The organism is Novosphingobium sp. 1529 (assembly GCF_040544855.1).
Classification (GTDB): domain Bacteria; phylum Pseudomonadota; class Alphaproteobacteria; order Sphingomonadales; family Sphingomonadaceae; genus Novosphingobium; species Novosphingobium capsulatum.
The window spans coordinates 115,343-136,346 of the sequence record NZ_JBEPKW010000010.1; the positions used below are offsets into that span (position 1 = coordinate 115,343).

The following is a 21,004-nucleotide window of genomic DNA, read 5'->3' on the forward strand; positions in this document are numbered from 1 at the left end:
ATCATGCATGAACGACTTGATCAATGGCACTATGTGGTGGCGGCCCTCACCATCGGGGTGGTGGGCACGCTGCTGCTGGTTGGCATCACGCTGTGGTCGATGCGGCGGGCAGAGGCCCGGCGCGACGCGGTGCGCGGCGGAACCCGCGCCCAGGCACGAAAGAACGAGGCATGAGCGCGATCAAGGCCAAGCATCAACGGTTGGTCCTGCTGGTGATCGCGCTGGCGGCGCTGATCGGGGCCGGGCTGCTCGCCGCCTGGGCGCTGTCCAAGCAGGCCAGCTATTTCTATGTGCCGAGCGACCTGATGGCCCATCCGCCCGAACAGGGCCGCGCCGTGCGGCTGGGCGGCATGGTGCAGCGCGGCTCGATCAAGACGATGCCCGATGGCGTGACGATCACGTTCGTGGTCGGCGATGGCAAGGCCACCGTGCCGGTGCGCTATGCCGGGATCACGCCGGATCTGTTCGTCGAAGGATCGGGCGTGGTCGCCGAAGGCCGCATGGAGGGAAAAACCTTCGTGGCCGACAATCTGCTGGCCAAGCATGACGAGAAATATGTCCCGCGCGAGATGAAGGACATGACAGAAGGGCAGGCCAAGGCCGTGGTGGCGGAAACGAAATGATCGCGGAACTCGGTCTTGCCATCCTGTGGATGGCGGCGGCGCTGGCCGTGCTGCAACTCGTGGCGGGCGCCCTGGCGCTGCGGCCGCAAGGCGCGGCGATGCTGGGCGTGGTGCGTCCGGTGGCGGTGATGCAGGGCATTCTGGTGGCGCTGGCCTTTGCCGCGCTGATCACCCTGTTCGTCACCACCGATCTCTCGGTCAAGCTGGTGGCGGAAAACAGCCACTCGGCCAAGCCACTGATCTTCAAGATTGCCGGCACCTGGGGCAACCACGAAGGCTCGATGCTGCTGTGGGTCACGATCATGAGCCTGGCGGGTGGCTTCGTGGCGCTGGTGGAACGGCGCCTGCCGGAAAAGACGCTGATGGCGACGCTTGCGGCGCAGGCTTTCGTCAGCCTCGGCTTCTACGCGTTCCTGCTGCTCGCCTCCAATCCGTTTGCCCGCCTGCCGCAGCCCGCGCCAGAAGGCGCCGGGCTCAACCCGTTGCTGCAGGATATCGGCCTCGCGTTCCATCCGCCCACGCTCTATGTCGGCTATGTCGGGCTTTCGATCGCGTTCAGTTTCGCCGTGGGCGCGCTGATCACCCGCGATGTCGGCCCGGCGTTTGCCCGCGCGATGCGGCCTTGGGTGCTGGGCGCGTGGATTTTCCTGACCATCGGCATCACCGCGGGTTCCTACTGGGCCTATTACACGCTGGGCTGGGGCGGCTGGTGGTTCTGGGATCCGGTCGAAAACGCCTCGCTCATGCCCTGGCTCGCAGCCACGGCCTTGCTCCATTCGGTCTCGGTGCTGGCGGCGCGCAATGCGCTGCGCGCGTGGACTGTGATGCTGGGCGTGATCGCGTTCTCCATGTCGATGGTTGGCACATTCCTGGTCCGCTCGGGCATTCTCACGTCGGTCCATGCCTTTGCCGTCGATCCGGCGCGGGGCAGCTTCATCCTGGCGCTGCTGGCGATCTACATCGGCGGCGCGCTGCTGTTGTTTGCCCTGCGCGCCAGCACGGTGACCGAAGGCGCGCGCTTTGCTTTCGTCAGCCGCGAGGCGGCCTTGGTGTTCAACAACGTGATGCTGTGCGGCATCCTCGGCATCGTGCTGCTCGGCACGCTCTATCCGCTGCTGACCGAGGCGTTCGGCGTCAAGGTTTCGGTGGGCCCGCCCTATTTCAATCCGGTGTCGGCGATCTTTGCCTTTCCGATGATCGTGGTCATGGCCGTGGGGCCGCTGCTGCGCTGGAAGGATGATCGGGGCGGGCGCATCGCGCCGGTCCTCGCCGTGCCTGCGTTGGTGGCCATCGCCGCCGGTGGCGCGGCGTTTGTCGCCGGGGTAAGGGTGCTGCCGGCGTTGGGCCTGGCGCTGGGCGCGGGGCTGGCCATCGCCAGCCTGCTGCCGCTGCGGGGACGCAACCTGCGCCGCACGCCGCTGCCCATCTGGGGCATGGTCATTGCTCACCTCGGCATTGCCGTGGCGGCCCTGGGCATGGCCAGCGAAAGCGCGTTTTCCACCGAAACCCTCGCCGCGCTCAATCCGGGCGAAACCCGCCAGGTCGGGCCCTATGCCCTCACGCTCGATCGCATCGATCCGGTAGCAGGGCCCAATTGGACCGCGCTGCAGGCCACGGTTTCGGCCCGCTATGATGGCGGCGATGCCACGGTGCTGCTGCCCCAGGCGCGGGTCTTTGCCAATCCGCCGGGCACGCGCACCGAATCCGCTCTGAAAACCCGCTGGAACGGCCAGCTTTATGTGGTTTTGGGTGAAGAGGGCCAGGATGGCCGCTGGCAGATGCGCTTCTGGTGGAAGCCGTTCGTGCCGCTGATCTGGCTGGGCGGCCTGCTGGTGGGCTTGGGTGGCTTCCTGGCGCTGATCGGCCGGGTGGCGCGCGATATGAAGCGCCTGGTCGCGATCGACAAAATCGCGTTCCGCCGGGAAAGGCAGGGACGATGAGCACGCAACCCGCTTCCCCCGCGCGCCGGCCAGGCCTGGCGCTGTGGTTGCCGCTGGTGCTGTTCGGCGGTTTCCTGGCGCTGGTGGTCTATGGCCTGGTGCGGCCAGACAACCGCGAGGTGGCCAGCACGTTCATCGGCAAGCCGATCCCGGCGTTTGCGCTGCCGCCGGCCAGCGATGACCGGCCGGGCCTGAGCAGTGCCCAGTTCGTGGGTGGCAAGCCGCGCCTGCTCAACATCTTTGCCTCGTGGTGCGGCCCTTGCGCGGTCGAATCGCCGCAACTAGCGCAACTGGCCAAGGCCGGGGCGGAGATCGACGGCGTGGCGATCCGCGATCGCAAGGATGATTTGGCGCGGTTCCTGGCCGCCAATGGCAATCCCTTTGCCCGCATCGGCCAGGATGATCTCAGCAAGGTGCAGATCGGCATCGGTTCGTCAGGTGTGCCGGAAACCTTTGTCGTCGATGCCCATGGCGTGATCCGCCACCAGCATATCGGCGCGATCATGCCCGAAGACGTGCCGGTGATCCTGGCCAAGCTCAAGGAAGCCGAACAATGAAACGGGCTCGTTTCATTTCTGCGGCGACGCTGGCGCTGCTGCTGCCGCTGGCGCCGCTGGCCGCGCAAGACAGCCTGCCGCCCGCGCCCTATGCCTATCGCCAGCTGCCCGATCCGGCGCAGGAGGCCAAGGCGCAGGCGCTGATGGAAACGCTGCGCTGCCTCAAGTGCCAGAGCCAGTCGATCGCCGATTCCGATGCCTCGATGGCTGGCGACATGCGCAACGAGGTGCGCACCCGCATTGCCGCCGGCGAAGATCCCGAGGCGATCCGGCAGTGGCTGATCGATCGCTATGGCGATTATGTCAGCTATACGCCGCAGGTGAAGCCGTTGACCTGGCCGCTGTTTGCCGCGCCGGTGCTGTTTCTGGGCTTTGCCGCCCTGCTGCTGCGGGGCCGTTTCCGCCGTGGAAAACGGGCCGATGCGGCCCTGCGCAAGGACAAGCCATGACCTGGGTGATCGTTCTGGGCGTTGCGGCCATCGTGTTTGCCGCGCTCGTGCTGGTGGGGCGGCTGCCGCGCGCCGGATGGGAAGTGACCGGCGCTGCGCTGCTGTTCGGCCTGGCGGGCTATGCCCTGCAGGGGCACCCGGCGGAGGCTGGCGCACCCACCCCGGCTGTGGAAAACGCCGCCGTGGCGGACGCGGCCCTGCTCAAGGAGCGCCAGGCCATGGGCAGTGCCTTTGGCAAGGGGCGCAGCTGGCTGATCCTGGCCGATGGCCTGACCCGGCAAGGGCAATATCGCGCCGCGGCCGATGTCTTGGCCAAGGCCGCGCAGGAAAACCCCGACGATGCCGATATCGAGGTGGCGCTCGGCAATGCTCTGGTCGGCCATAGCGAGGGCCTGATCACCCCGGCCGCGCAATATGCGTTCCGCCGCGCGGCGATGATCGATCCCAATCACCCCGGTCCGCCATTCTTCATGGGCCTGGCCATGGCGCAATCGGGGCGCCTTGCCGATGCCCGGGCGCTGTGGGCCGATCTGCTCGCTCGCTCGCCCGCCGATGCGCCCTATCGCCAGGATCTGGCGATGCGGCTGACGCGGCTGGACCAGATGATGGCGGCCAGCGGCATGCCTATCCCGCCGGCACAGCCTGAGGCATCGGGACAGGCGCAAGCCGCCAAGGCCCCGTCTGGCGCAGCAACCCCCACGCCCAAGCCCGCCGCACGGTGAAATATCGGGAACCGCTTGCCACAGATGGCGGTTTGGTCACCATTGCTTCAGGTTGGGCGCCGGTGCTAAGCGCCGCCCCGATTCGGCTCTATCGCGGGCCGGACAGTGCAATGGGGCCGAAGCGGCCGGGGGCAGTCTCGCCATGAACAATGCCGTGGGTGATGCCGTGGGTAACGCCGGAACCGCAGGGAATCCGTCCACGGCCAATGCTGCCTCGCCCGTTGCGGGCCATGGGCATGCGCATGGCCAGGGCCGTGGGCAGGCCAGCCTGATCAAGATGGCGGTCGGCGCTGTCGGCGTGGTCTTTGGCGATATCGGCACCAGCCCGCTTTACGCCTTGCGTGATACATTTGCCGGGCATCATCGCCTGCCGCTCGACCAGACGCATATCTATGGCATCGTCAGCCTGATGTTCTGGTCGATGATGATCATCGTGACGCTGAAATACGTCTCGGTGATCATGCGCGCCGACAACAAGGGCGAGGGCGGCAGCCTGGCGCTTTTGGCGCTGATCAACCAGCACACCGCCGGCAAGCGCTGGGGCCGTGGCATCGTTCTGCTGGGCGTCTTTGCCACCGCGCTGTTCTATGGCGATTCGATGATCACCCCGGCGGTGTCGGTGATGGGCGCGATCGAGGGGCTTTCGGTCTATCAGCCCAGCATGCAAAGCTGGGTGGTGCCGATGGTGGTGGCCATCCTGATTGCCCTGTTCCTGATCCAGAGCCGGGGCACCGAGCGCGTCGCCACGTTCTTTGGCCCGATCATGCTGGTCTATTTCGCCACGATCGCGGTGCTGGGCGCCATGAGCATTGCCCTGCTGCCCGAGGTGATCGGCGCGCTGTCTCCGCATCACGCCGTGGCCATGTTTGCCGCCGATCCGTTTCGCGGTTTCCTGGCCATGGGCGCTGCCGTCCTGGCGGTGACCGGGGCCGAAGCGCTCTATGCCGACATGGGCCATTTCGGACGCAACCCGATCCGCGTGTCCTGGCTGGCGCTGGTGCTGCCGGCGCTGGTGCTCAACTATCTGGGCCAGGCCTCGTTGCTGATGCGTGAAGGCTCTGCCGCGCTGGTGAGCCCGTTCTATTTCCTGGCGCCCGACTGGTTCCAGTGGCCGCTGCTGATCATTGCCAGCCTGGCGGCGGTCATCGCCAGCCAGGCGGTGATCTCCGGCGCGTTCTCGGTCACCCAGCAGGCGATCCAGCTGGGGTTCATCCCGCGCATGACGATCCGCCATACCAGCACGTCGGCCGGGCAGATCTATATCCCGGTGATCAATTCCGCGCTGATGGTGGCAGTCATCCTGCTGGTGCTGATGTTCCGCCATTCGTCGAACCTCACGGCCGCCTATGGCATCGCCGTGACCGGCGCGATGATGATCGACAACGTGCTGCTGGGCGTGGTGCTGATCAAGCTGTGGCACTGGCGGCCGGTGCTGGCCACGGGCCTGCTGGCGCTGTTCATGGCGATCGACCTTGGCTACCTGGGCGCCAACCTGACCAAGATCCCCGATGGCGGCTGGGTGCCGCTGGCCATGGGCATCACCATCTTTACGCTGCTGACCACCTGGTCGCGTGGGCGCGCCCTGATGCGCGCCGGGATGGCCGAAGGGTCCATTCCGCTCGAAGTGTTCACCAAGTCTGCCCATTCCAGCGCGGCGCGGGTGGCCGGTACGGCGATCTTCATGGCCTCGGCCTCCAACGGCGTGCCCTCGGCGCTGTTGCACAACATCAAGCACAACAAGGTGCTGCACAACCGGGTGGTGATCCTGACGGTGCAGATCCAGGACGAACCCTATGTCGATCTGGCGCAGCGGTCAGCGGTCAAGGATTTCGGCAACGGCTTCTATCGCCTGACGCTGCGCTTCGGCTTCCTGGAAGAGACCGACGTGCCCGCCGCGCTCAAGACCATCACCACCTGCGGCGAACCGTTCGACATGATGAAGACCAGCTTCTTCCTCTCGCGCCAGACGCTGATTCCGTCGGACAAGCCGGGCATGGCGCTGTGGCGGGAAAAGCTGTTTGCCTGGATGCTGCGCAATGCGGCGAGCGCCATGGAATTCTTCCGCTTGCCGACGAACCGTGTGGTCGAACTTGGCAGCCAGCTGCGGATTTGATCGAAAGCGGCGCCGTGCAGGGCTTGCCGCTGCGGCGTGGCATGCCATGCTCTGTAAGCTGCGCAATCTTGGGGCGCCCTGCGCGTGACTGAAGCTGATATCCTCCGCGATATTCTCGATACCCAGCTGGATATGCTGTGCCGGTTCACCGCCGATGGCACGATCCTGTTTGCCAACACCGCCTATGCCCGCATGATGGAAAGCCCGCGCGCCGCGCTGACCGGGCGCAACGTGTGGAAGTTCATCCCCACGAGCGAGCACGCCACGATCCAGCGCGAGATGGCGCTGCTGACCCCGGAAAACCCGTCACGCACCATCGAAAACCGCCTGGAGGCGGCCGATGGCAGCGTGCGGTGGACGCTGTGGCGCAACCATGCGCTGGAATTCGATGCCCACGGCCGCTGGCAGGTGATGCAATCGACCGGGATCGACATTACCGAGCGCAAGATCCTGGAAGACCGGCTGCGCCTGCTGATCGAAGAGCTTAACCACCGCGTCAAGAACTCGCTGATGGTGGTTCAGGCCATGGCCTGGCAATCGTTTCGCGGGATCGAGCAGCCCGCCGCGGCGGCCGTGGAGAATTTTACCGCCCGCCTGCATGCCCTGGCGGCAGCACATACCATCCTCAGCCGTGGTCAGTGGGCTGGCGCGCCGCTGGCCGATGTGGTGCGGCAGGGGCTGACGATCTGCGCAGGCAGTGTGCAGGGCGATGGTGGCGCCCAACGCTTGAGCCTTGGCGGGCCTGATGTGACGGTGGGCGCGGCGGCCACGGTGTCGCTGGTCATGGTGCTGCACGAGCTGGCCACCAACGCTATCAAGTATGGCGCGCTGTCTAACGCCGAAGGCACGGTGACAATTACCTGGGAGGTGGGCGATGATGGCGCGGTGGCGCTGGAATGGCGGGAGCAGGGCGGACCGCCGGTGGCGCCGCCCGCGCGCAGTGGCTTTGGTTCACGCCTGATCCGCGATGCCATCACCCGGCAGCTTTCGGGAGAGGCGCAGATCGATCACGCGCCTGATGGCGTTGTTGTGCGCCTGGTGTTGCCGGCCCAGCATTTTGAAGCGCCTGCCATTGCCCCGATCTGGTCAGACGCGACGAAGGACCCTGCATGACCGACCGCGCCCAATCGCTGTCTGGTCGCCGCATATTGGTGGTGGAGGACGAGTTCATCGTCGCTGCCATGCTGGCCGATGTGCTGGAGGACGAGGGCGCGCAGGTGATCGGTCCGGTGGGGACGCAGGCAGAGGGCATCGCGGCGGCTGCGACAGAATTCCTCGATGCAGCGGTGCTGGACTGGAACCTCAATGGGCAACCCGGGGCACCAGTGGCGCGCGCCTTGCGCGAGCGGGGCATCCCCTTCGTCATCGCCACCGGTTATGGCGCGGTGGAGGCAGAGTTCGCCGATGTACAGATCATGCACAAACCCTATGCCCCCGCTCAGTTGACCGCTTGCCTGGGAGGCTTGCTGGCCGGCTGAGCCGGGGGCACGGAGCCTGCGTTCAAGATCAGTGCTTGAGCGTGTCGGACGCTTCGTCGGCGCCCTGCTTCACGCGATTGCCAAACTTGTCGGCGGCGGTGCCGGCCTTGTCGGCCGCCTTGTCGATCTTGCGGCCAGCGTCGTCGGCGGCCTTGTCAGCGGCCCGGCTGGCATTGTCGAGCGCCTTGTCGGCGGCGGCACCCACGCTATCGGCAGCCTTGTCAGCGGCGCGGCCGGCATCCTTTGCGGCGTTCTGCGCATCGTTGGCGGCCGAGTCGGCAGCGGCGGCCGTCTTGTCCTGGGTCTTTTCCGAGCAGGCGGCAAGGCTGGCGCCGGCCAGCATCAGGGCGGGAAGGGCAAGGAAAATACGGCGCATGTGACGGTCACTCCCGTTCGTGGTGGTTTGCCAAGGCCAACGCCGAACGCGGCTTGGCGTTCCCCCACGCGGTGCGATCAATCGTGTGGCGTGTTGGTCTCGGCCTCTTCCACGCCCTGTTCGCTGCCCAGGCCATGGCGCAGCAGCATCGGGATCTGGGCAAAGGTGAACAGGAACGACAGCGCGCTCACGCCCCACAGCTTGGCCGTCAGCCAGCCATCAAAGGTCAAGGTATGGCGCAGCACTTCGTTGAGCACGGCCAGGAACAGGAAGAACCACGCCCAGTTGCGCGACAGCTTGCGCCAGCCGGTTTCATCCAGCCCGTCGAACGCGCTTTGCAGCAGCATGCGCAGCACCGCCTTGCCGCGCGCCAGGCCGATGAACAGGCCGGCGGCAAACAGCAGGTAGATCACCGTGGGCTTAATCTGGATCCAGAACGGATCGCCCAGGAACACGGTAAGGGTGCCAAAGCCCAGGATCAGCGTGGTGGACAGCCACAGCATCGGCGAAACCTTGCCCAGGCGCCATTTCGACGCGATCAGCGCGGCTACTGTGGCGATCATGAACACCACGGTGCTCTTGGTGATCGCCACCACTGCGCCCACGCCAGCATCGCTGCTCTTGTCCGGGCTGAAATGGCGATAGGCCAGGAAGAACACCAGCAGCGGCCCATAATCGACCGCCAGGTTCACCCAGGATGATTTGGGCTGCGATTTGGGCTGGGCCTGGTCCGCGCTCATTGAAACACCCCTGCAATCACCTTGGCCACCAGATCGGGATCGAACGGCCGAAGGTCGTCGATGGTTTCGCCAACGCCGATGGCGTGGATCGGCAGGCCATACTGTTCGGCGGCCGCCACCAGCACGCCGCCGCGCGCCGTGCCATCCAGCTTGGTCATGATCAGGCCCGATACGCCGGCCACATCCTTGAAAATCTCGATCTGCGACAGCGCGTTCTGGCCGTTGGTGGCATCGAGCACCAGCACCACGTCGTGCGGCGCCTCAGGGTTGAGGCGGCCGAGCACGCGGCGCACCTTGGCCAGTTCGTCCATCAACTCGCGCTTGTTCTGCAGGCGGCCGGCGGTGTCGACGATCAGCACGTCGGTGCCAACATCGGTGGCTGCCTTGACCGCGTCGAACACGATCGAGGCGGGATCGCCGCCTTCGGGCCCGGTGATGATGGGCACGCCCAGCCGATCGGCCCAAACCTTGAGCTGGCCGATCGCGGCGGCGCGGAACGTGTCGCCTGCCGCCAGCATTACCGAATAGTCCAGTTCCTGGAACAGGTGCGCCAGCTTGGCGATCGTCGTGGTCTTGCCCGAACCATTGACGCCAATCACCAGGATCACCTGCGGGCGGGGAAAGGCGACGATATCGAGCGGCTTGGCCACGCCGCGCAGGATCGCGGCGATTTCATCGGCCACGGCGCCGCGCAGGGTGGCATCATCGAGCCCCTGCTCGAACCGGGCACTGGCCAGCTTGGCGCGGATGCGCGCCGCCGCGCGCGGGCCCAGGTCCGACATGATCAGCGCGTCCTCGATCTCGTCGAGCTGGGCCTCGCTCAGGCGCGTGGCGCCGCCAAAGCCCGCCAGGTTGCCGGCCAGCCGCTCCGAGGTCTTGCGCAGCCCGCCTACCAGGCGATCCGACCAGCTGTCGCTACTCATGCCAGCATTCCTTCTTCGATTCTTTCAGGTGTCAGCGTCACCAGGCTGCCCGGCGCGGTGCCGGCAGGCAGGCGATAGGGCGCGAAATCCGGGCCATGGCCGGTGCCGTCGCGTTCGGCAAGCACTTGTGCAGGGCGGCCGACCAGACCTTGCAGCCAGGCCGCACGGGTTTGCGCCACGGCGGCACGCAGTTGCGCGGCGCGTTCGCGCACCACCGGCGGCGGCACTTGCGGCATGCGCGCGGCGGGCGTGCCGGGGCGGGGGGAATAGGGAAAGACATGGCCGTGGACGATGCCGGCCTGCGCCACGATGCTCAGGTTCTCGGCATGCATGGCGGCGTCCTCGGTGGGAAAGCCGGCGATCAGGTCGGCGCCGATCGCCATGTCAGGGCGATGCCGCCGCAGGGTTTCAACCAGGACCAGCGCCTGGGCACGGCTGTGGCGGCGCTTCATCCGCTTGAGCACCATGTCTGCGCCCGATTGCAGCGAGAGATGCACGTGCGGCATCACGCGCGGCTCGTGGCACAAGAGGTCGAGCAGCAGCGGATCGATCTCCACCCCGTCGACCGACGACAGGCGCAGCCGGGGCAGGGCAGGGAACGCGCGCAGGATCGCCGCCACCAGATCGCCCAGGCGCGCGGGTTCTGGCAAGTCTGCGCCCCAGCTGGTCAGGTCAACGCCGGTCAGCACCACTTCGGCCACGCCGTGGGCCAGATGGCCGGCCAGGGTATGCAGCACCTGCGCCACAGGCACCGACCGGCTGGCCCCACGCCCGGCCGGAATGATGCAGAACGTGCAGGCGTGGTCGCAGCCATTCTGCACCGCCACGAACGCGCGGGTATGCCGCTCGGATGCGGCGACCGGCACGGCCGGGGCAGGCACCTGCCAGCGGGCGGGATCGAGCTTGGCTGCGTTGGGCACCACGCCATCCACCTCTGCCATGGCGGCAAAGCCGGCGGGATCGATCGTGGCGGCGCAGCCGGTGACAAGCAGGCGTGCCCCGGGATGATCGCGGCGCAGGCGGCGCACGGCGCGGCGCGACTGGCGCACCGCCTCTGCCGTGACGGCGCAGGAATTGACCACCACCGTGGGCGTGGGCGCGGCGGCCAGCAGATGGCGGATCGTCTCGCTTTCCGACAGGTTCATGCGGCAGCCCAGCGTCACCACGCCAGCCGGATCGGGCAGCGCAGGATCGGCCAGCACAGGATCGGTTGCCACGTCAGGCGCAGAGGCTGCTTGGGCCAAGGCCGGCCTCAGAGCGGGTAGAGCGCGTCGTCGAATGCGCCTTCGAAGCTGGTGGTGGCAGGGCCGGTCATGACGATATGGCCGCCTTCGGGCCAATCGATCCGCAACGCGCCGCCGGGCAGATCGACCGTCACGCTCCGTCCCACCAGCTTGCGGCGCATCGCCGCCACTGCCGTGGCGCAGGCGCCGGTGCCGCAGGCGCGGGTCAGCCCGGCGCCACGCTCCCACACCCGCAGCGAGAGGTGATCGGGGCCGACCAGGCTGGCCACGTTGACGTTGACGCGTTCGGGAAAGACCGGGTCATGCTCGATGATCGGGCCGAGCCGGGCCAGGTCCACTGCGGCGGCATCGGGCACGAAGAACACGGCGTGGGGGTTGCCCACGTTGACGGCCACGGGGTTTTCCAGGTCTTCCCAGGCCAGCGGCATGGCCATGGTATCCATGGCATAGGCCAATGGAATGGCATTCCAGTCGAACCGGGGGGCGCCCATGTCCACCGCGATGCCGGCCTCGCTTGCCTGCGCCTCGATCAGGCCGCCGCCGGTTTCGATGCGGGTGCGGCCCGCTCGTTCGCCGCCCAGCAGCAGGCCCACGGCGCGGCTGGCGTTGCCGCAGGCGCCCACTTCGCTGCCATCGGGATTGAAGATGCGCATCTTCACGTCGGCCTGGTTCGACGGTTCCAGCACGATGAACTGGTCGCAGCCGATGCCGGTGTGGCGATCGGCCAGCGCGGCCGCGCGCGCGGGCGAGACCGGCAGCGCGGTTTCGCGCGCATCGATCACGACGAAATCGTTGCCCAGGCCATGCATCTTGATGAACGGAATACGCATGGGCGCGATCTAGGCGGCAAAGGGTGGCGGCGCAATGGCTGCGCTGCTTGTCACACCGGGTTCAGCCGAGCGCGGCGCGGTTCTGGCCTGGCGTTGCCGGCTCTTGCGCGGCTGCGTCGGCCGGGGTGGCGTTGCCGATCAGCAGATCGTCGGCGGCCAGTGCGGCGCGCACCGTCTGGGCATCCTGCGGATGGCCATAGAGGAAGCCCTGGCCCTTGAACGAGCCCAGCTTGCGCAGCTCTTCGAGCACGCCCTCGGTTTCGATCCCTTCGGCTGTCAGCGGCAGATCCAGCCCCTGGCCGAGCGAGGTGATCGCGGCCACGATCGTGGCGCTGTCCTTGCAGCTGTCGAGCGTGGAGACAAAGCTGCGGTCGATCTTGATGCGGTCAAACGGCAGCGAGCGCAGCTGCGCGATCGAGCTGTAGCCGGTGCCGAAATCATCGAGGCTCAGGCGGATGCCCTGGTTCTTGAGGCTGGCGACCAACGAGCGGACCAGCGGCAGGTTTTCGTGCAGGCAGGTTTCGGTGATTTCCACGTCCAGCCGGTGCGGGGGGAAATTGGCCTCGACCAACAGCTTGAGCAGGCGCTGTGCAAACCAGGGATCACGCAGTTGCAAGGGCGAGACATTGACCGACAGCGTGAGCGAGGGATCCCATTCGCGGGCATCGACCAGCGCCTGGCGGATCAGCGATTCCGAAAGTTCGGCGATCACGCCGATTTCCTCGGCCACGGGAATGAACACGTCGGGTGCGATCAGGCCATGGCGTGGCGATTGCCAGCGGGCCAGCATCTCGAAACCGGAAAGCCGGCCGGTGTCGATGTCGATCTGCTTTTCGTAATAGGGCACGAATTCGCCGCGCGCGATGCCTTCGCGGATGCCGGTTTCCAGCTCGGCGCGGAACCGCAGTTCCTTTTCCATCGTCGGGTCGAACCAGCAGAAGCGATTGCGGCCGCCGCTCTTGGCCTGGTACATGGCGAGATCGGCGTGGTGTTGCAGGCGGGCAGCGATCGTCGCGTCGTCAGCCTGGGGTGGCATGGTGGCGCCATCGCTGCGCGCCAGGCCGATCGACCCGGAAATATCCACCTCGCAATCAGGCAGGCGCACCGGCTCGCCCAGCGTGGCATTGAGCTTTTCGGCCAGTTGCTCGACCATCGCCGCGCGCGCCGGGTCAAACCGCATGGCGCAGGTGAATTCGTCGCCTCCGATGCGGGCGATAATCGCGCCTGCCGGCAATGTTGCGCGCAGGCGATCGGCCGTTGCCACGAGCACCGCGTCGCCGGTCTGGTGGCCATGCAGGTCGTTGGCGCGCTTGAACTTGTCGAGATCGAGCATGAACAGCGCCACGGCGTCGCCATGGGCGCGGGCCTCAGCCACCAGGGCTTCGATCGCGCCATCCAGGCTGCGGCGGTTGAGGCAGCCGGTCAGCGGATCGGTAAAGGCCAGGGTGCGGGCGGTCTCTTCCGCCCGGCGCCGCTCGCGCACTTCGCCGGTCAGTTCTACATACCGGCGCCAGCCAAAGATGATCAGCGCGATATTGAGCAAGAGCGCATTGGCCAGCACCGAATCGACACTCGCCCCGCCGAACAGCACATGGCGCAAGGCGCGGGTGAGCACTGCCGAACCGGACCCCACGAACAGGATGATCGCTGCGGTGATGATGCCCAGGGCGACGACATCGCGCTCGGCACGGGCGATGCCGGTTGGTGCCGCTGATGCGGGTTGGCCGCTTTCCATTGCCGCACTTGCCATACCGTTACCTGCTCGTTTCCCCCGGGGGGGCAGCTTGCATGCATGCCCTGTTACCCACCTGCGGGAAACTACGTGCAGGCTGTTGAAAGATTGGTTAAGGGGCCCAAAGCCCCCGCTTGGCCGGCATTTTTGCCGCAGGAGGGCGCGGCGCAGGGTTGCAATCGGGCAAGGGCGCGGGTAAGGGCACCGCTCTGCCAGAGCCGGGATTCGCCGGCGCTTGCGCAGAGTCGTTTTGTACGCCCCCTGTTGGATGGCGCACGCTGGTCGGCGAGGTTTCGCCCACCGGCGTTTTTCGCGTTATCGGCTGGCGGCGCCCGTTTTGGCAATGGAGCAGCGCGTGTTCGACAGTCTTTCCGACCGGCTTGGCGGTGTATTCGACCGCCTGCGCGGGCGCGGCGCGCTTTCCGAGGACGATGTTCGCGCCGCCATGCGCGAAGTGCGCATCGCCCTGCTGGAGGCCGACGTGGCCTTGCCGGTGGTGCGCCGCTTCATCGATCGCGTTACCGAAGAAGCCGTTGGCCAGTCGGTCCTGAAGTCGGTCACGCCGGGCCAGCAGGTCGTCAAGATCGTAAACGACGCGCTGGTTGAAATGCTGGGCAGCGAGGCCGCCGATCTCGATCTGGCAGCCGCCCCGCCGGTGGTGATCATGATGGTCGGCCTGCAGGGTTCGGGCAAGACCACCAGCACGGCCAAGATCGGCAAGCTGCTCAAGGAAAAGCGCGGCAAGAAGGTGATGATGGCGTCGCTCGACGTCAATCGCCCCGCCGCGCAGGAACAGCTGCGCGTGCTGGGCGAGCAGGCCGGCGTTGCCACGCTGCCGATCGTGCCGGGCCAGTCGCCGGTGGAAATCGCCACGCGCGCACTGCATTCCGCGAAGCTTCAGGCCGTGGACGTGCTGCTGCTCGATACCGCTGGCCGTCTCCACGTCGACCAGGCGCTGATGGACGAGATGAAGGCAGTCGCTGCCATCTCCGTGCCCAAGGAAACCCTGCTCGTCGTCGACTCGCTGACCGGCCAGGACGCGGTCAACGTGGCGCAGGCGTTCGCTGGCGAGGTTGACCTGACCGGCGTGGTGCTGACCCGCATGGATGGCGATGCCCGCGGCGGTGCGGCGCTGTCGATGCGCGCGGTTACCGGCAAGCCGATCAAGTTTGCCGCCACCGGCGAAAAGCTCGACGCGATCGAACCGTTCCAGCCCGAACGTGTTGCCGGCCGCATCCTGGGCATGGGCGATATCGTCTCGATCGTCGAAAAGGCGGCGGCGACGATCAAGCAGGACGAAGCTGAAAAGCTCGCCGCGCGCATGGCCAAGGGCCAGTTCGACATGAACGATCTGCGCATGCAGTTGCAGCAGATGCAGCGCATGGGCGGCCTGGGCGCGCTCGCGGGCCTGATGCCGGGCATGAAGAAGGCCAAGGCGGCGATGGCGCAGTCGGGCATGGACGACAAGGTGCTGCTGCACATGGATGCGATCATCGGTTCGATGACGGCCAAGGAGCGCACCAAGCCCGAACTCTTGAACGCCAAGCGCAAGATCCGCGTCGCCAAGGGGTCCGGCACCACGGTGCAGGACGTCAACAAGCTTCTGAAGATGCACATGGAAATGGCCAAGGCCATGAAGCAGATCAAGAAGATGGGCGGCCTCAAGGGCCTGGGCGCGCTGTTCGGCAAGGGTGGCCTTGGCGCCGCGATGCCGGGCCTTGATCAGCAGGCCGGCCCCGGTGGGCTCGGCGGCGGCATGGGCGGCGGCCTTGGCGGTATGGGCGGCGGTGGCGGCCTTCCCGGCCTGCCCGGCATGGGCAGTGGCGGCTTGCCGTCAAACCTGGCTGACCTGCTCAAGAAGAAATGATTTTATCCTGATTTTTCAGTTTGTTTGAAAGGTAGTCGAATGTCTGTTTCTCTGCGTCTGTCGCGTGGCGGTTCCAAGAAGCGCCCCTATTACAAGATCGTTGCTTCGAACAGCCGCGCCCCGCGCGATGGCAAGTATCTGGAGCAGGTGGGCACCTACAACCCGCTGCTCGCCAAGGACGCCGAAGACCGCGTGCGCCTGGTCGAAGACCGCGTGCGCTACTGGCTCGGCGTTGGCGCCCAGCCGACCGACCGCGTTGCCCGTCTGCTCGACAAGGCCGGCATCAAGGAACGCGCCCCCACCAACAACCCGCAGGCTGGCGAACCCGGCAAGAAGGCCAAGGAACGCGCTGAAGATCGCGCTGAAAAGGCCGCTGCTGCTGCTGAAGCGGCCGCTGCTGCCAGCGCCGAACCGGCTGCCGAAGCCACCGAAGCCTGAGCTTAGGCAAGCGGCATGACGCACGATCGTCCGGTCACGCTTGCGGCCATCGCCGGCGCGCATGGCGTGGCCGGCGAGGTGCGCCTCAAGCTGTTTGGTGAAGGCGTGGCGGCGTTGAAAGCCTACAAGGCGTTCAACGGCGGCACGCTGACGCTGCAAAAGCTGCGCGACGACGGCAAGGGCGGGGCAATCGCCCGCTTTGCCGAAGTCACCACGCGCAACGCGGCAGAAGGCCTGCGCAGCACGGCATTGACCGTCCCGCGCTCGGCCCTGCCGCCGCTCGCCGATGGCGAATATTACCATGCCGACCTGATCGGCCTGCCCGCCCATTCCACCGACGGCACCATGCTGGGCACCTGCGTGGGCGTGGACAATTACGGCGCGGGTGACGTGCTCGATATCGAACGGCCCGATGGCAAGCGCTTCATGGTGCCGATGCGCGCCGAAGCGGTGCCCGAATGGAACGCGGACCGCCTGTTGATTGACGCTCTCTACGCGGAATAGTATATACCTCCCGGATATACGGAGGTTGCCGTGACCGAGCAATTCACTGTCCGAAGTTTCAAGTCCGGCAATTCGGTGGCCCTGCGCCTGCCGAAAGGGCTTGGCATCGAGGCGGGCGAGGAACTGATCGTGGTTCCCCATGCCGATGGCAGCATGACCGCCTGGCGGAAAGCGCAATCGCGCGAGGCCTTTCTGCGGCTGTTTGGCAGCGTGTCTGAAGCCTTCATGGCGCAGGGGCGCGGCGACACCGACCAGGGCGACTATGACTGGCCCGACACGCCGCACCATCCGGCAGCGGCCTGATGTACCTGCTCGATACCAATGCATGCATTGATTTTCTCGCCGGGCGCAGCGAGTCACTTGCCGCGCGCATGGGCGAGAATTTCGGCAAGCTGTTCGTTTCCACGATATCGGTCGCCGAACTGATGGCCGGTATACGCACGTCTGCCGATCCTGGGCGGGACGCAAAGAAGATCGATATTTTCGTGGCCAGCCTGGAAACGCTCGATTTCGACCGTGCCTGTGCCCGTCGTTATGGCGACATGGTGCGCGCCATTGGTGTGTGCAGGAAGAGCTTCGATCGGTTGATCGGCGTGCAGGCGCTGGAACGTGGGTTGACGCTGGTGACGCGCAACGCGCGCGATTTTGCCGATGTGCCAGGATTGAAGATCGAGAATTGGGCGGATTGAAGCACGGTTGCCAAGGCCGCTCCCGCACGCCAAGGCCCCTCCACCAGCCTGCGGCTGGTCCCCCTCCCCGTGTCGGGGAGGATTGAGCAGGACTTTTTTGTAGATGACCTTCCACGCTGCCGTTCTCACGCTTTACCCCGAGATGTTTCCCGGGCCGCTGGGCGTGAGCCTGGCCGGGCGCGCGCTGGGGGAGGGGAAGTGGACGCTCGATCCCGTGCAGATCAGGGACTTTGCCGCCGACAAGCACCGCACGGTGGACGATACGCCGGCCGGTGGCGGGGTAGGGATGGTGCTGCGCGTGGATGTGCTGGCCAAGGCAATCGATCATGCGCGGGGGGTGATGCTGCAGAAGATCCTCCCCGATACGGGGAGGGGGACCGCCGGCGCAGCCGGTGGTGGAGGGGACTCTAAGCCTGAAACGCCGCTTGAGGACGCCAATCCCCTCCACCAGCCTGCGGCTGGTCCCCCTCCCCGGGCCGGGGAGGACATTCCCGTCATCGCGATGACGCCGCGCGGCAAGCCGTTGACCCAGGCCCGCGTGCGCGAGCTGGCGGCTGGGCCCGGCGTCATTGTCGTCTGCGGCCGGTTCGAGGGTTTTGACGAGCGCATATTCGAGGGCCGCCAGGTGGAGGAAGTCTCGGTGGGAGACATCATCCTGTCGGGCGGCGAATGTGCCGCGCTGATGCTGCTCGATGCTTGCATTCGCCTGCTTCCCGGCGTAATGGGCGCGGCTTCTAGTGGGCATGAAGAGTCGTTCGAAAACGGGCTGCTCGAATATCCCCACTATACCCGCCCCCAGGAATGGGAAGGGCGCACGATCCCGCAAGTGCTGCGATCGGGGGATCATGCGAAGATCGCGGAATGGCGGCAACGCCAATCCGAGGATGACACACGGTTACGCAGGCCGGATCTTTGGGAGCGCCACGTCGGCGTTCGGGTCCAGTCTGCCTCTGGCGCGCGGCAAAAAAGTGCAGGACGTTTGAAAAATGAACCTGATTCAGCAGATTGAAGCTGAAGCGATCGCCGAATTCAAGGCGTCGAAGACCATTCCCGAATTCCGCGCTGGTGATACCGTGCGCGTCGGCGTGCGCGTCGTTGAAGGCGAGCGCACCCGCGTTCAGGCCTATGAAGGCGTCGTGATCGCGCGTTCGAACCGCGGCATGGGCTCCAACTTCACCGTTCGCAAGATCTCGTTCGGCGAAGGCGTGGAACGCGTGTTCCCGCTCTACTCGCCCAACATCGATTCGATTACCGTCGTCCGTCGGGGCGTGGTGCGTCGTGCGAAGCTGTACTACCTTCGCGGCCGCACCGGCAAAAGCGCCCGTATTGCCGAGCGCCGTGACACGCGCCCCGGCCAGGAAGGCTGAGAAGCCGCCGCCGCGACACGGAAATGACCGTGAAAAAGGCGTCCTGGCATATCCGCCAGGGCGCCTTTTTTGCTTATCGGGAACATCCCCTTGCCATGCAATTCCGCCTTCACCTGCTTGCCACGGCGCTGGTCTGCGCCCCTGTTCTTGCCCATGCCGCCCCTGCTGGAACAGCCCCGGTGACCGCGCCCAGCGCCGCTCCCGTGCTGACGCTCGAACGGGTGTTCGCCAGCCCCTCGCTCAACGGACCCACCCCGCGCGGCGTGCAGCTGTCGCCCGATGGGCGCTATCTCACCCTGCTCAAGAACCGTGCCGACGATCGCGAGCGGTTCGACCTGTGGGGCTTTGATCGCAAGACCGGCAAGTGGTCGATGCTGGTCGATTCGCTCAAGCTGTCGTCGGGCCGGGTGTTGAGCGAAGCGGAAAAGATGCAGCGCGAGCGCCAGCGTATCGGCGATCTCAAGGGCATCGTCAGCTATGACTGGGCGAGTGACAGCAAGACCGTGCTGGTGCCGCTCGATGGCGATCTGCTGCTCGCCGGGCTGGATGGCAAGGTGCGCAAGATTGCCGGCACCACCGGGGGCGAGTTGAATCCGCGCCTTGGGCCGCAGGGCGATACCCTGGCCTTCGTGCGCGATCGCCGGCTGTGGATCGCGCCGGCCGATGGCAAGGCGCCGCCGCGCGCGATCACGCCAGAGGAAAGCGCCGAAACCGTCCACTGGGGCGAGGCGGAGTTCGTTGCCCAGGAAGAACTCAACCGCATGAGCGGGTTCTGGTGGGCGCCCGATGAAAAGCGCCTGGCCGTGGAACGCTTTGACGAGGCGGCCGTGGGCGTGGTGACGCGTGCGGCGATCGGCGCCGATGGCACGCGCACTTATGACCAGCGCTATCCCGCGGCGGGCGGCGCCAATGCCGATGTCTCGCTGTGGCTGATGGATGCCGATGGCGGCCATCGCGTTCAGGTGGACCTGGGGGCGGACAAGGACATCTATCTCGGCCGCGTCGATTGGGCGAGCGATGGCAAGACGCTCTATGTCCAGCGGCTGGACCGCGCGCAGACCCGGCTCGATATGCTGGCGGTGGACCCGGCGACCGGTGCTTCGCACGTGTTGTTCACCGAGCAGGCGCACGAGAAGAGCTGGATCAACCTGTCGAGCAACTATCGCTTCCTCGATGATGGTAGCCTGATCTGGTGGTCGGAACGCGATGGCTTTGGCCATCTCTATCGCCGCTTCAAGGATGGCCGCTGGCAGCAGCTGACCAAGGGGGACTGGGTCGTCACCGACCTGGTTGGCGTGGACCAGAAGACCGGCCGCGTCTATTTCGCTGGCACGCGCGACGATGTGCTGGCCGGGCAGGTCTATGCCCTGTCGCTCACCGCGCCCGACAAGATCGCGCGGCTGACCGACCTGGCCTTTGACAACAAAGCGAGCATGGACGGCAAGGGCCAGGCCCTGATCGTCACGCGCAGCGCCGATGCGCAGCCGCCGCAATCCTATCTGGCCGATGCCCATGGCAAGCGGCTGGCGTGGATCGAGGAAAACAAAGTGGACGCGGCCCACGCCTATGCCCCCTATCTGGCGGCGCATCGTCCCGCCACGTTCGGCACGATCGCGGCGGCAGACGGCACGCCGCTGCACTACATGATGATCACCCCGCCGATGGTGCCGGGCAAGCGCTATCCGGTGTTCACCTATCACTATGGCGGCCCCACCGCGAACGTGGTGCACAAGGGCTGGCAGGGCGCGCTGGCCCAGGCGATTGTGGCCAAGGGCTATATCTATTTCGCGCTGGACAACCGCGGCTCGGAAAACCGTGGCGTCGATTTCGGCAGCAAGATCTGGCACGCGATGGGCACGGTCGAGGTGGAAGACCAACTGGCGGGTGCGCAGTGGCTCAAGACCCAGCCCTATGTCGATCCCGCGCGCGTCAGCACGTTTGGCTGGTCCTATGGCGGCTACATGACGGTCAAGATGCTCGAAGCGCATCCTGGCGTCTGGGCTGCGGGCATCGCCGTGGCGCCGGTCACCAAGTGGGAGCTTTACGATACCGCCTATACCGAGCGTTATCTCGGCAATCCCAAGCAGGTGCCCGAGGTTTACAAGGCCGCCGGCGCGCTGGAGCAAACCGGGCAGATTCGCGATCCGCTGCTGCTGGTCCACGGCATGGCCGACGACAACGTGGTGTTCGAGAACAGCACCGCGCTGATCGCCAAGATGCAGGGCGAGGCCATTCCGTTCGAGATGATGCTCTATCCCGGCTACACCCACCGCATCAGCGGGCCCAAGGTGAGCCAGCATCTCTACGAGACGATGTTCCGCTTTCTCGACCGCAACGGCGCGGGCAGCGGCAAATAAGACGTTTGGGGGGCAAAAGCCCCTTTCGCTTGGCTGGTTGGAACCAGCCGCTAAG

The 21,004-nt window shown here is 66.3% G+C and carries 23 protein-coding genes; 17 read left to right on the top strand and 6 right to left on the bottom strand.

The features are described from left to right. Positions 1 to 3: 3 nt before the first annotated feature. The 9 genes from ABIC78_RS16910 (at position 4) to ABIC78_RS16950 (ending at position 7,882) form a co-directional block, all read left to right on the top strand. A complete protein-coding gene (locus tag ABIC78_RS16910) occupies positions 4 to 174 on the top strand; it encodes a hypothetical protein (RefSeq protein WP_354490931.1) in 171 nt (56 codons plus the stop codon). Then, positions 171 to 623 (top strand): cytochrome c maturation protein CcmE, encoded by a 453-nt coding sequence (ccmE, locus tag ABIC78_RS16915; protein WP_062784942.1) that lies wholly within the window; start codon positions 171 to 173, stop codon positions 621 to 623. Before ABIC78_RS16910 ends, ccmE begins: the two co-directional genes overlap by 4 nt. After that, positions 620 to 2,563 (top strand): heme lyase CcmF/NrfE family subunit, encoded by a 1,944-nt coding sequence (locus ABIC78_RS16920; RefSeq protein ID WP_169049281.1) that lies wholly within the window; start codon positions 620 to 622, stop codon positions 2,561 to 2,563. The genes ccmE and ABIC78_RS16920 overlap by 4 nt, the downstream gene beginning before the upstream one ends. Then, entirely contained in the window at positions 2,560 to 3,120 is a 561-nt protein-coding gene (locus tag ABIC78_RS16925; protein ID WP_169049282.1) for a DsbE family thiol:disulfide interchange protein, read from the top strand. Before ABIC78_RS16920 ends, ABIC78_RS16925 begins: the two co-directional genes overlap by 4 nt. Continuing rightward, on the top strand, positions 3,117 to 3,569 hold the full coding sequence (locus tag ABIC78_RS16930) for a cytochrome c-type biogenesis protein (RefSeq protein ID WP_354490934.1): 453 nt from the start codon (positions 3,117 to 3,119) through the stop codon (positions 3,567 to 3,569). Before ABIC78_RS16925 ends, ABIC78_RS16930 begins: the two co-directional genes overlap by 4 nt. Next, the gene (locus ABIC78_RS16935) at positions 3,566 to 4,291 is read left to right on the top strand and encodes a tetratricopeptide repeat protein (RefSeq protein WP_354490936.1); all 726 of its coding nucleotides are present in this window, start codon (positions 3,566 to 3,568) and stop codon (positions 4,289 to 4,291) included. The genes ABIC78_RS16930 and ABIC78_RS16935 overlap by 4 nt, the downstream gene beginning before the upstream one ends. A gap of 142 nt (positions 4,292 to 4,433) precedes the next feature. Next, a complete protein-coding gene (locus ABIC78_RS16940; protein ID WP_054132567.1) occupies positions 4,434 to 6,404 on the top strand; it encodes a potassium transporter Kup in 1,971 nt (656 codons plus the stop codon). An 84-nt stretch (positions 6,405 to 6,488) separates the two neighbouring features. Beyond that, on the top strand, positions 6,489 to 7,517 hold the full coding sequence (locus tag ABIC78_RS16945) for a sensor histidine kinase (protein ID WP_354490938.1): 1,029 nt from the start codon (positions 6,489 to 6,491) through the stop codon (positions 7,515 to 7,517). Beyond that, a complete protein-coding gene (locus tag ABIC78_RS16950; RefSeq protein ID WP_107718271.1) occupies positions 7,514 to 7,882 on the top strand; it encodes a response regulator in 369 nt (122 codons plus the stop codon). Before ABIC78_RS16945 ends, ABIC78_RS16950 begins: the two co-directional genes overlap by 4 nt. Before the next feature lie 28 nt (positions 7,883 to 7,910). On the opposite strand, the gene ABIC78_RS16955 is transcribed toward ABIC78_RS16950, so the two are convergent. From ABIC78_RS16955 to ABIC78_RS16980, 6 genes are all read right to left on the bottom strand, one after another. Then, positions 7,911 to 8,258, bottom strand: a complete 348-nt coding sequence (locus ABIC78_RS16955; protein ID WP_022678369.1) for a hypothetical protein — start codon at positions 8,256 to 8,258, stop codon at positions 7,911 to 7,913. A 77-nt stretch (positions 8,259 to 8,335) separates the two neighbouring features. Then, positions 8,336 to 8,998: an inner membrane-spanning protein YciB gene (locus ABIC78_RS16960; protein WP_022678368.1), complete on the bottom strand. Its 663-nt coding sequence runs from the start codon at positions 8,996 to 8,998 to the stop codon at positions 8,336 to 8,338. Then, positions 8,995 to 9,921: a signal recognition particle-docking protein FtsY gene (gene ftsY, locus ABIC78_RS16965; RefSeq protein WP_054132562.1), complete on the bottom strand. Its 927-nt coding sequence runs from the start codon at positions 9,919 to 9,921 to the stop codon at positions 8,995 to 8,997. The genes ABIC78_RS16960 and ftsY overlap by 4 nt, the downstream gene beginning before the upstream one ends. Further along, positions 9,918 to 11,138 (bottom strand): MiaB/RimO family radical SAM methylthiotransferase, encoded by a 1,221-nt coding sequence (locus tag ABIC78_RS16970; protein ID WP_354490941.1) that lies wholly within the window; start codon positions 11,136 to 11,138, stop codon positions 9,918 to 9,920. Before ABIC78_RS16970 ends, ftsY begins: the two co-directional genes overlap by 4 nt. A 35-nt stretch (positions 11,139 to 11,173) precedes the next feature. Continuing rightward, positions 11,174 to 11,995 (bottom strand): diaminopimelate epimerase, encoded by an 822-nt coding sequence (gene dapF / locus ABIC78_RS16975; RefSeq protein WP_354490943.1) that lies wholly within the window; start codon positions 11,993 to 11,995, stop codon positions 11,174 to 11,176. A 61-nt stretch (positions 11,996 to 12,056) separates the two neighbouring features. Next, the gene (locus tag ABIC78_RS16980) at positions 12,057 to 13,730 is read right to left on the bottom strand and encodes a putative bifunctional diguanylate cyclase/phosphodiesterase (RefSeq protein ID WP_354490945.1); all 1,674 of its coding nucleotides are present in this window, start codon (positions 13,728 to 13,730) and stop codon (positions 12,057 to 12,059) included. Positions 13,731 to 14,082: 352 nt separating this feature from the next. On the opposite strand from ABIC78_RS16980, the gene ffh reads away from it, so the two are divergent. The 8 genes from ffh (at position 14,083) to ABIC78_RS17020 (ending at position 20,949) form a co-directional block, all read left to right on the top strand. After that, complete coding sequence (ffh, locus tag ABIC78_RS16985) at positions 14,083 to 15,594, top strand: signal recognition particle protein (RefSeq protein WP_028658413.1); 1,512 nt, start codon at positions 14,083 to 14,085, stop codon at positions 15,592 to 15,594. Between the two features lie 39 nt (positions 15,595 to 15,633). After that, entirely contained in the window at positions 15,634 to 16,032 is a 399-nt protein-coding gene (rpsP, locus tag ABIC78_RS16990) for a 30S ribosomal protein S16 (protein WP_022678363.1), read from the top strand. Between the two features lie 15 nt (positions 16,033 to 16,047). Continuing rightward, positions 16,048 to 16,536: a ribosome maturation factor RimM gene (gene rimM / locus ABIC78_RS16995; RefSeq protein WP_354490948.1), complete on the top strand. Its 489-nt coding sequence runs from the start codon at positions 16,048 to 16,050 to the stop codon at positions 16,534 to 16,536. 30 nt (positions 16,537 to 16,566) lie between these two features. Next, entirely contained in the window at positions 16,567 to 16,839 is a 273-nt protein-coding gene (locus ABIC78_RS17000; RefSeq protein ID WP_022678361.1) for an AbrB/MazE/SpoVT family DNA-binding domain-containing protein, read from the top strand. Beyond that, positions 16,839 to 17,225 (top strand): type II toxin-antitoxin system VapC family toxin, encoded by a 387-nt coding sequence (locus ABIC78_RS17005; RefSeq protein ID WP_168352846.1) that lies wholly within the window; start codon positions 16,839 to 16,841, stop codon positions 17,223 to 17,225. The genes ABIC78_RS17000 and ABIC78_RS17005 overlap by 1 nt, the downstream gene beginning before the upstream one ends. A 103-nt stretch (positions 17,226 to 17,328) precedes the next feature. Continuing rightward, complete coding sequence (gene trmD, locus ABIC78_RS17010; RefSeq protein ID WP_168352847.1) at positions 17,329 to 18,234, top strand: tRNA (guanosine(37)-N1)-methyltransferase TrmD; 906 nt, start codon at positions 17,329 to 17,331, stop codon at positions 18,232 to 18,234. Continuing rightward, positions 18,212 to 18,592: a 50S ribosomal protein L19 gene (rplS, locus tag ABIC78_RS17015; RefSeq protein WP_022678358.1), complete on the top strand. Its 381-nt coding sequence runs from the start codon at positions 18,212 to 18,214 to the stop codon at positions 18,590 to 18,592. Before trmD ends, rplS begins: the two co-directional genes overlap by 23 nt. 95 nt (positions 18,593 to 18,687) lie before the next feature. Beyond that, positions 18,688 to 20,949 carry a S9 family peptidase gene (locus ABIC78_RS17020; RefSeq protein ID WP_168352848.1) on the top strand — a complete coding sequence of 754 codons (2,262 nt, stop codon included), beginning with the start codon at positions 18,688 to 18,690 and terminating at the stop codon, positions 20,947 to 20,949. The last annotated feature ends 55 nt before the right edge of the window (positions 20,950 to 21,004 follow it).

What these genes read in the sequence shown, in the direction of transcription:
- ABIC78_RS17005 (WP_168352846.1), top strand. Translation starts at nt 16,839, where the DNA reads ATGTACCTGCTCGATACCAATGCATGCATTGATTTTCTCGCCGGGCGC.
- rpsP (WP_022678363.1), top strand. Translation starts at nt 15,634, where the DNA reads ATGTCTGTTTCTCTGCGTCTGTCGCGTGGCGGTTCCAAGAAGCGCCCC.
- rimM (WP_354490948.1), top strand. Translation starts at nt 16,048, where the DNA reads ATGACGCACGATCGTCCGGTCACGCTTGCGGCCATCGCCGGCGCGCAT.
- ABIC78_RS16920 (WP_169049281.1), top strand. Translation starts at nt 620, where the DNA reads ATGATCGCGGAACTCGGTCTTGCCATCCTGTGGATGGCGGCGGCGCTG.
- ABIC78_RS16960 (WP_022678368.1), bottom strand. Translation starts at nt 8,998, where the DNA reads ATGAGCGCGGACCAGGCCCAGCCCAAATCGCAGCCCAAATCATCCTGG.
- ABIC78_RS16980 (WP_354490945.1), bottom strand. Translation starts at nt 13,730, where the DNA reads ATGGAAAGCGGCCAACCCGCATCAGCGGCACCAACCGGCATCGCCCGT.
- ccmE (WP_062784942.1), top strand. Translation starts at nt 171, where the DNA reads ATGAGCGCGATCAAGGCCAAGCATCAACGGTTGGTCCTGCTGGTGATC.
- ABIC78_RS16930 (WP_354490934.1), top strand. Translation starts at nt 3,117, where the DNA reads ATGAAACGGGCTCGTTTCATTTCTGCGGCGACGCTGGCGCTGCTGCTG.
- ftsY (WP_054132562.1), bottom strand. Translation starts at nt 9,921, where the DNA reads ATGAGTAGCGACAGCTGGTCGGATCGCCTGGTAGGCGGGCTGCGCAAG.
- ABIC78_RS16950 (WP_107718271.1), top strand. Translation starts at nt 7,514, where the DNA reads ATGACCGACCGCGCCCAATCGCTGTCTGGTCGCCGCATATTGGTGGTG.
- ABIC78_RS16935 (WP_354490936.1), top strand. Translation starts at nt 3,566, where the DNA reads ATGACCTGGGTGATCGTTCTGGGCGTTGCGGCCATCGTGTTTGCCGCG.
- ABIC78_RS16910 (WP_354490931.1), top strand. Translation starts at nt 4, where the DNA reads ATGCATGAACGACTTGATCAATGGCACTATGTGGTGGCGGCCCTCACC.
- ABIC78_RS16940 (WP_054132567.1), top strand. Translation starts at nt 4,434, where the DNA reads ATGAACAATGCCGTGGGTGATGCCGTGGGTAACGCCGGAACCGCAGGG.
- rplS (WP_022678358.1), top strand. Translation starts at nt 18,212, where the DNA reads ATGAACCTGATTCAGCAGATTGAAGCTGAAGCGATCGCCGAATTCAAG.
- ABIC78_RS16925 (WP_169049282.1), top strand. Translation starts at nt 2,560, where the DNA reads ATGAGCACGCAACCCGCTTCCCCCGCGCGCCGGCCAGGCCTGGCGCTG.
- dapF (WP_354490943.1), bottom strand. Translation starts at nt 11,995, where the DNA reads ATGCGTATTCCGTTCATCAAGATGCATGGCCTGGGCAACGATTTCGTC.
- trmD (WP_168352847.1), top strand. Translation starts at nt 17,329, where the DNA reads ATGACCTTCCACGCTGCCGTTCTCACGCTTTACCCCGAGATGTTTCCC.
- ABIC78_RS17020 (WP_168352848.1), top strand. Translation starts at nt 18,688, where the DNA reads ATGCAATTCCGCCTTCACCTGCTTGCCACGGCGCTGGTCTGCGCCCCT.
- ABIC78_RS16955 (WP_022678369.1), bottom strand. Translation starts at nt 8,258, where the DNA reads ATGCGCCGTATTTTCCTTGCCCTTCCCGCCCTGATGCTGGCCGGCGCC.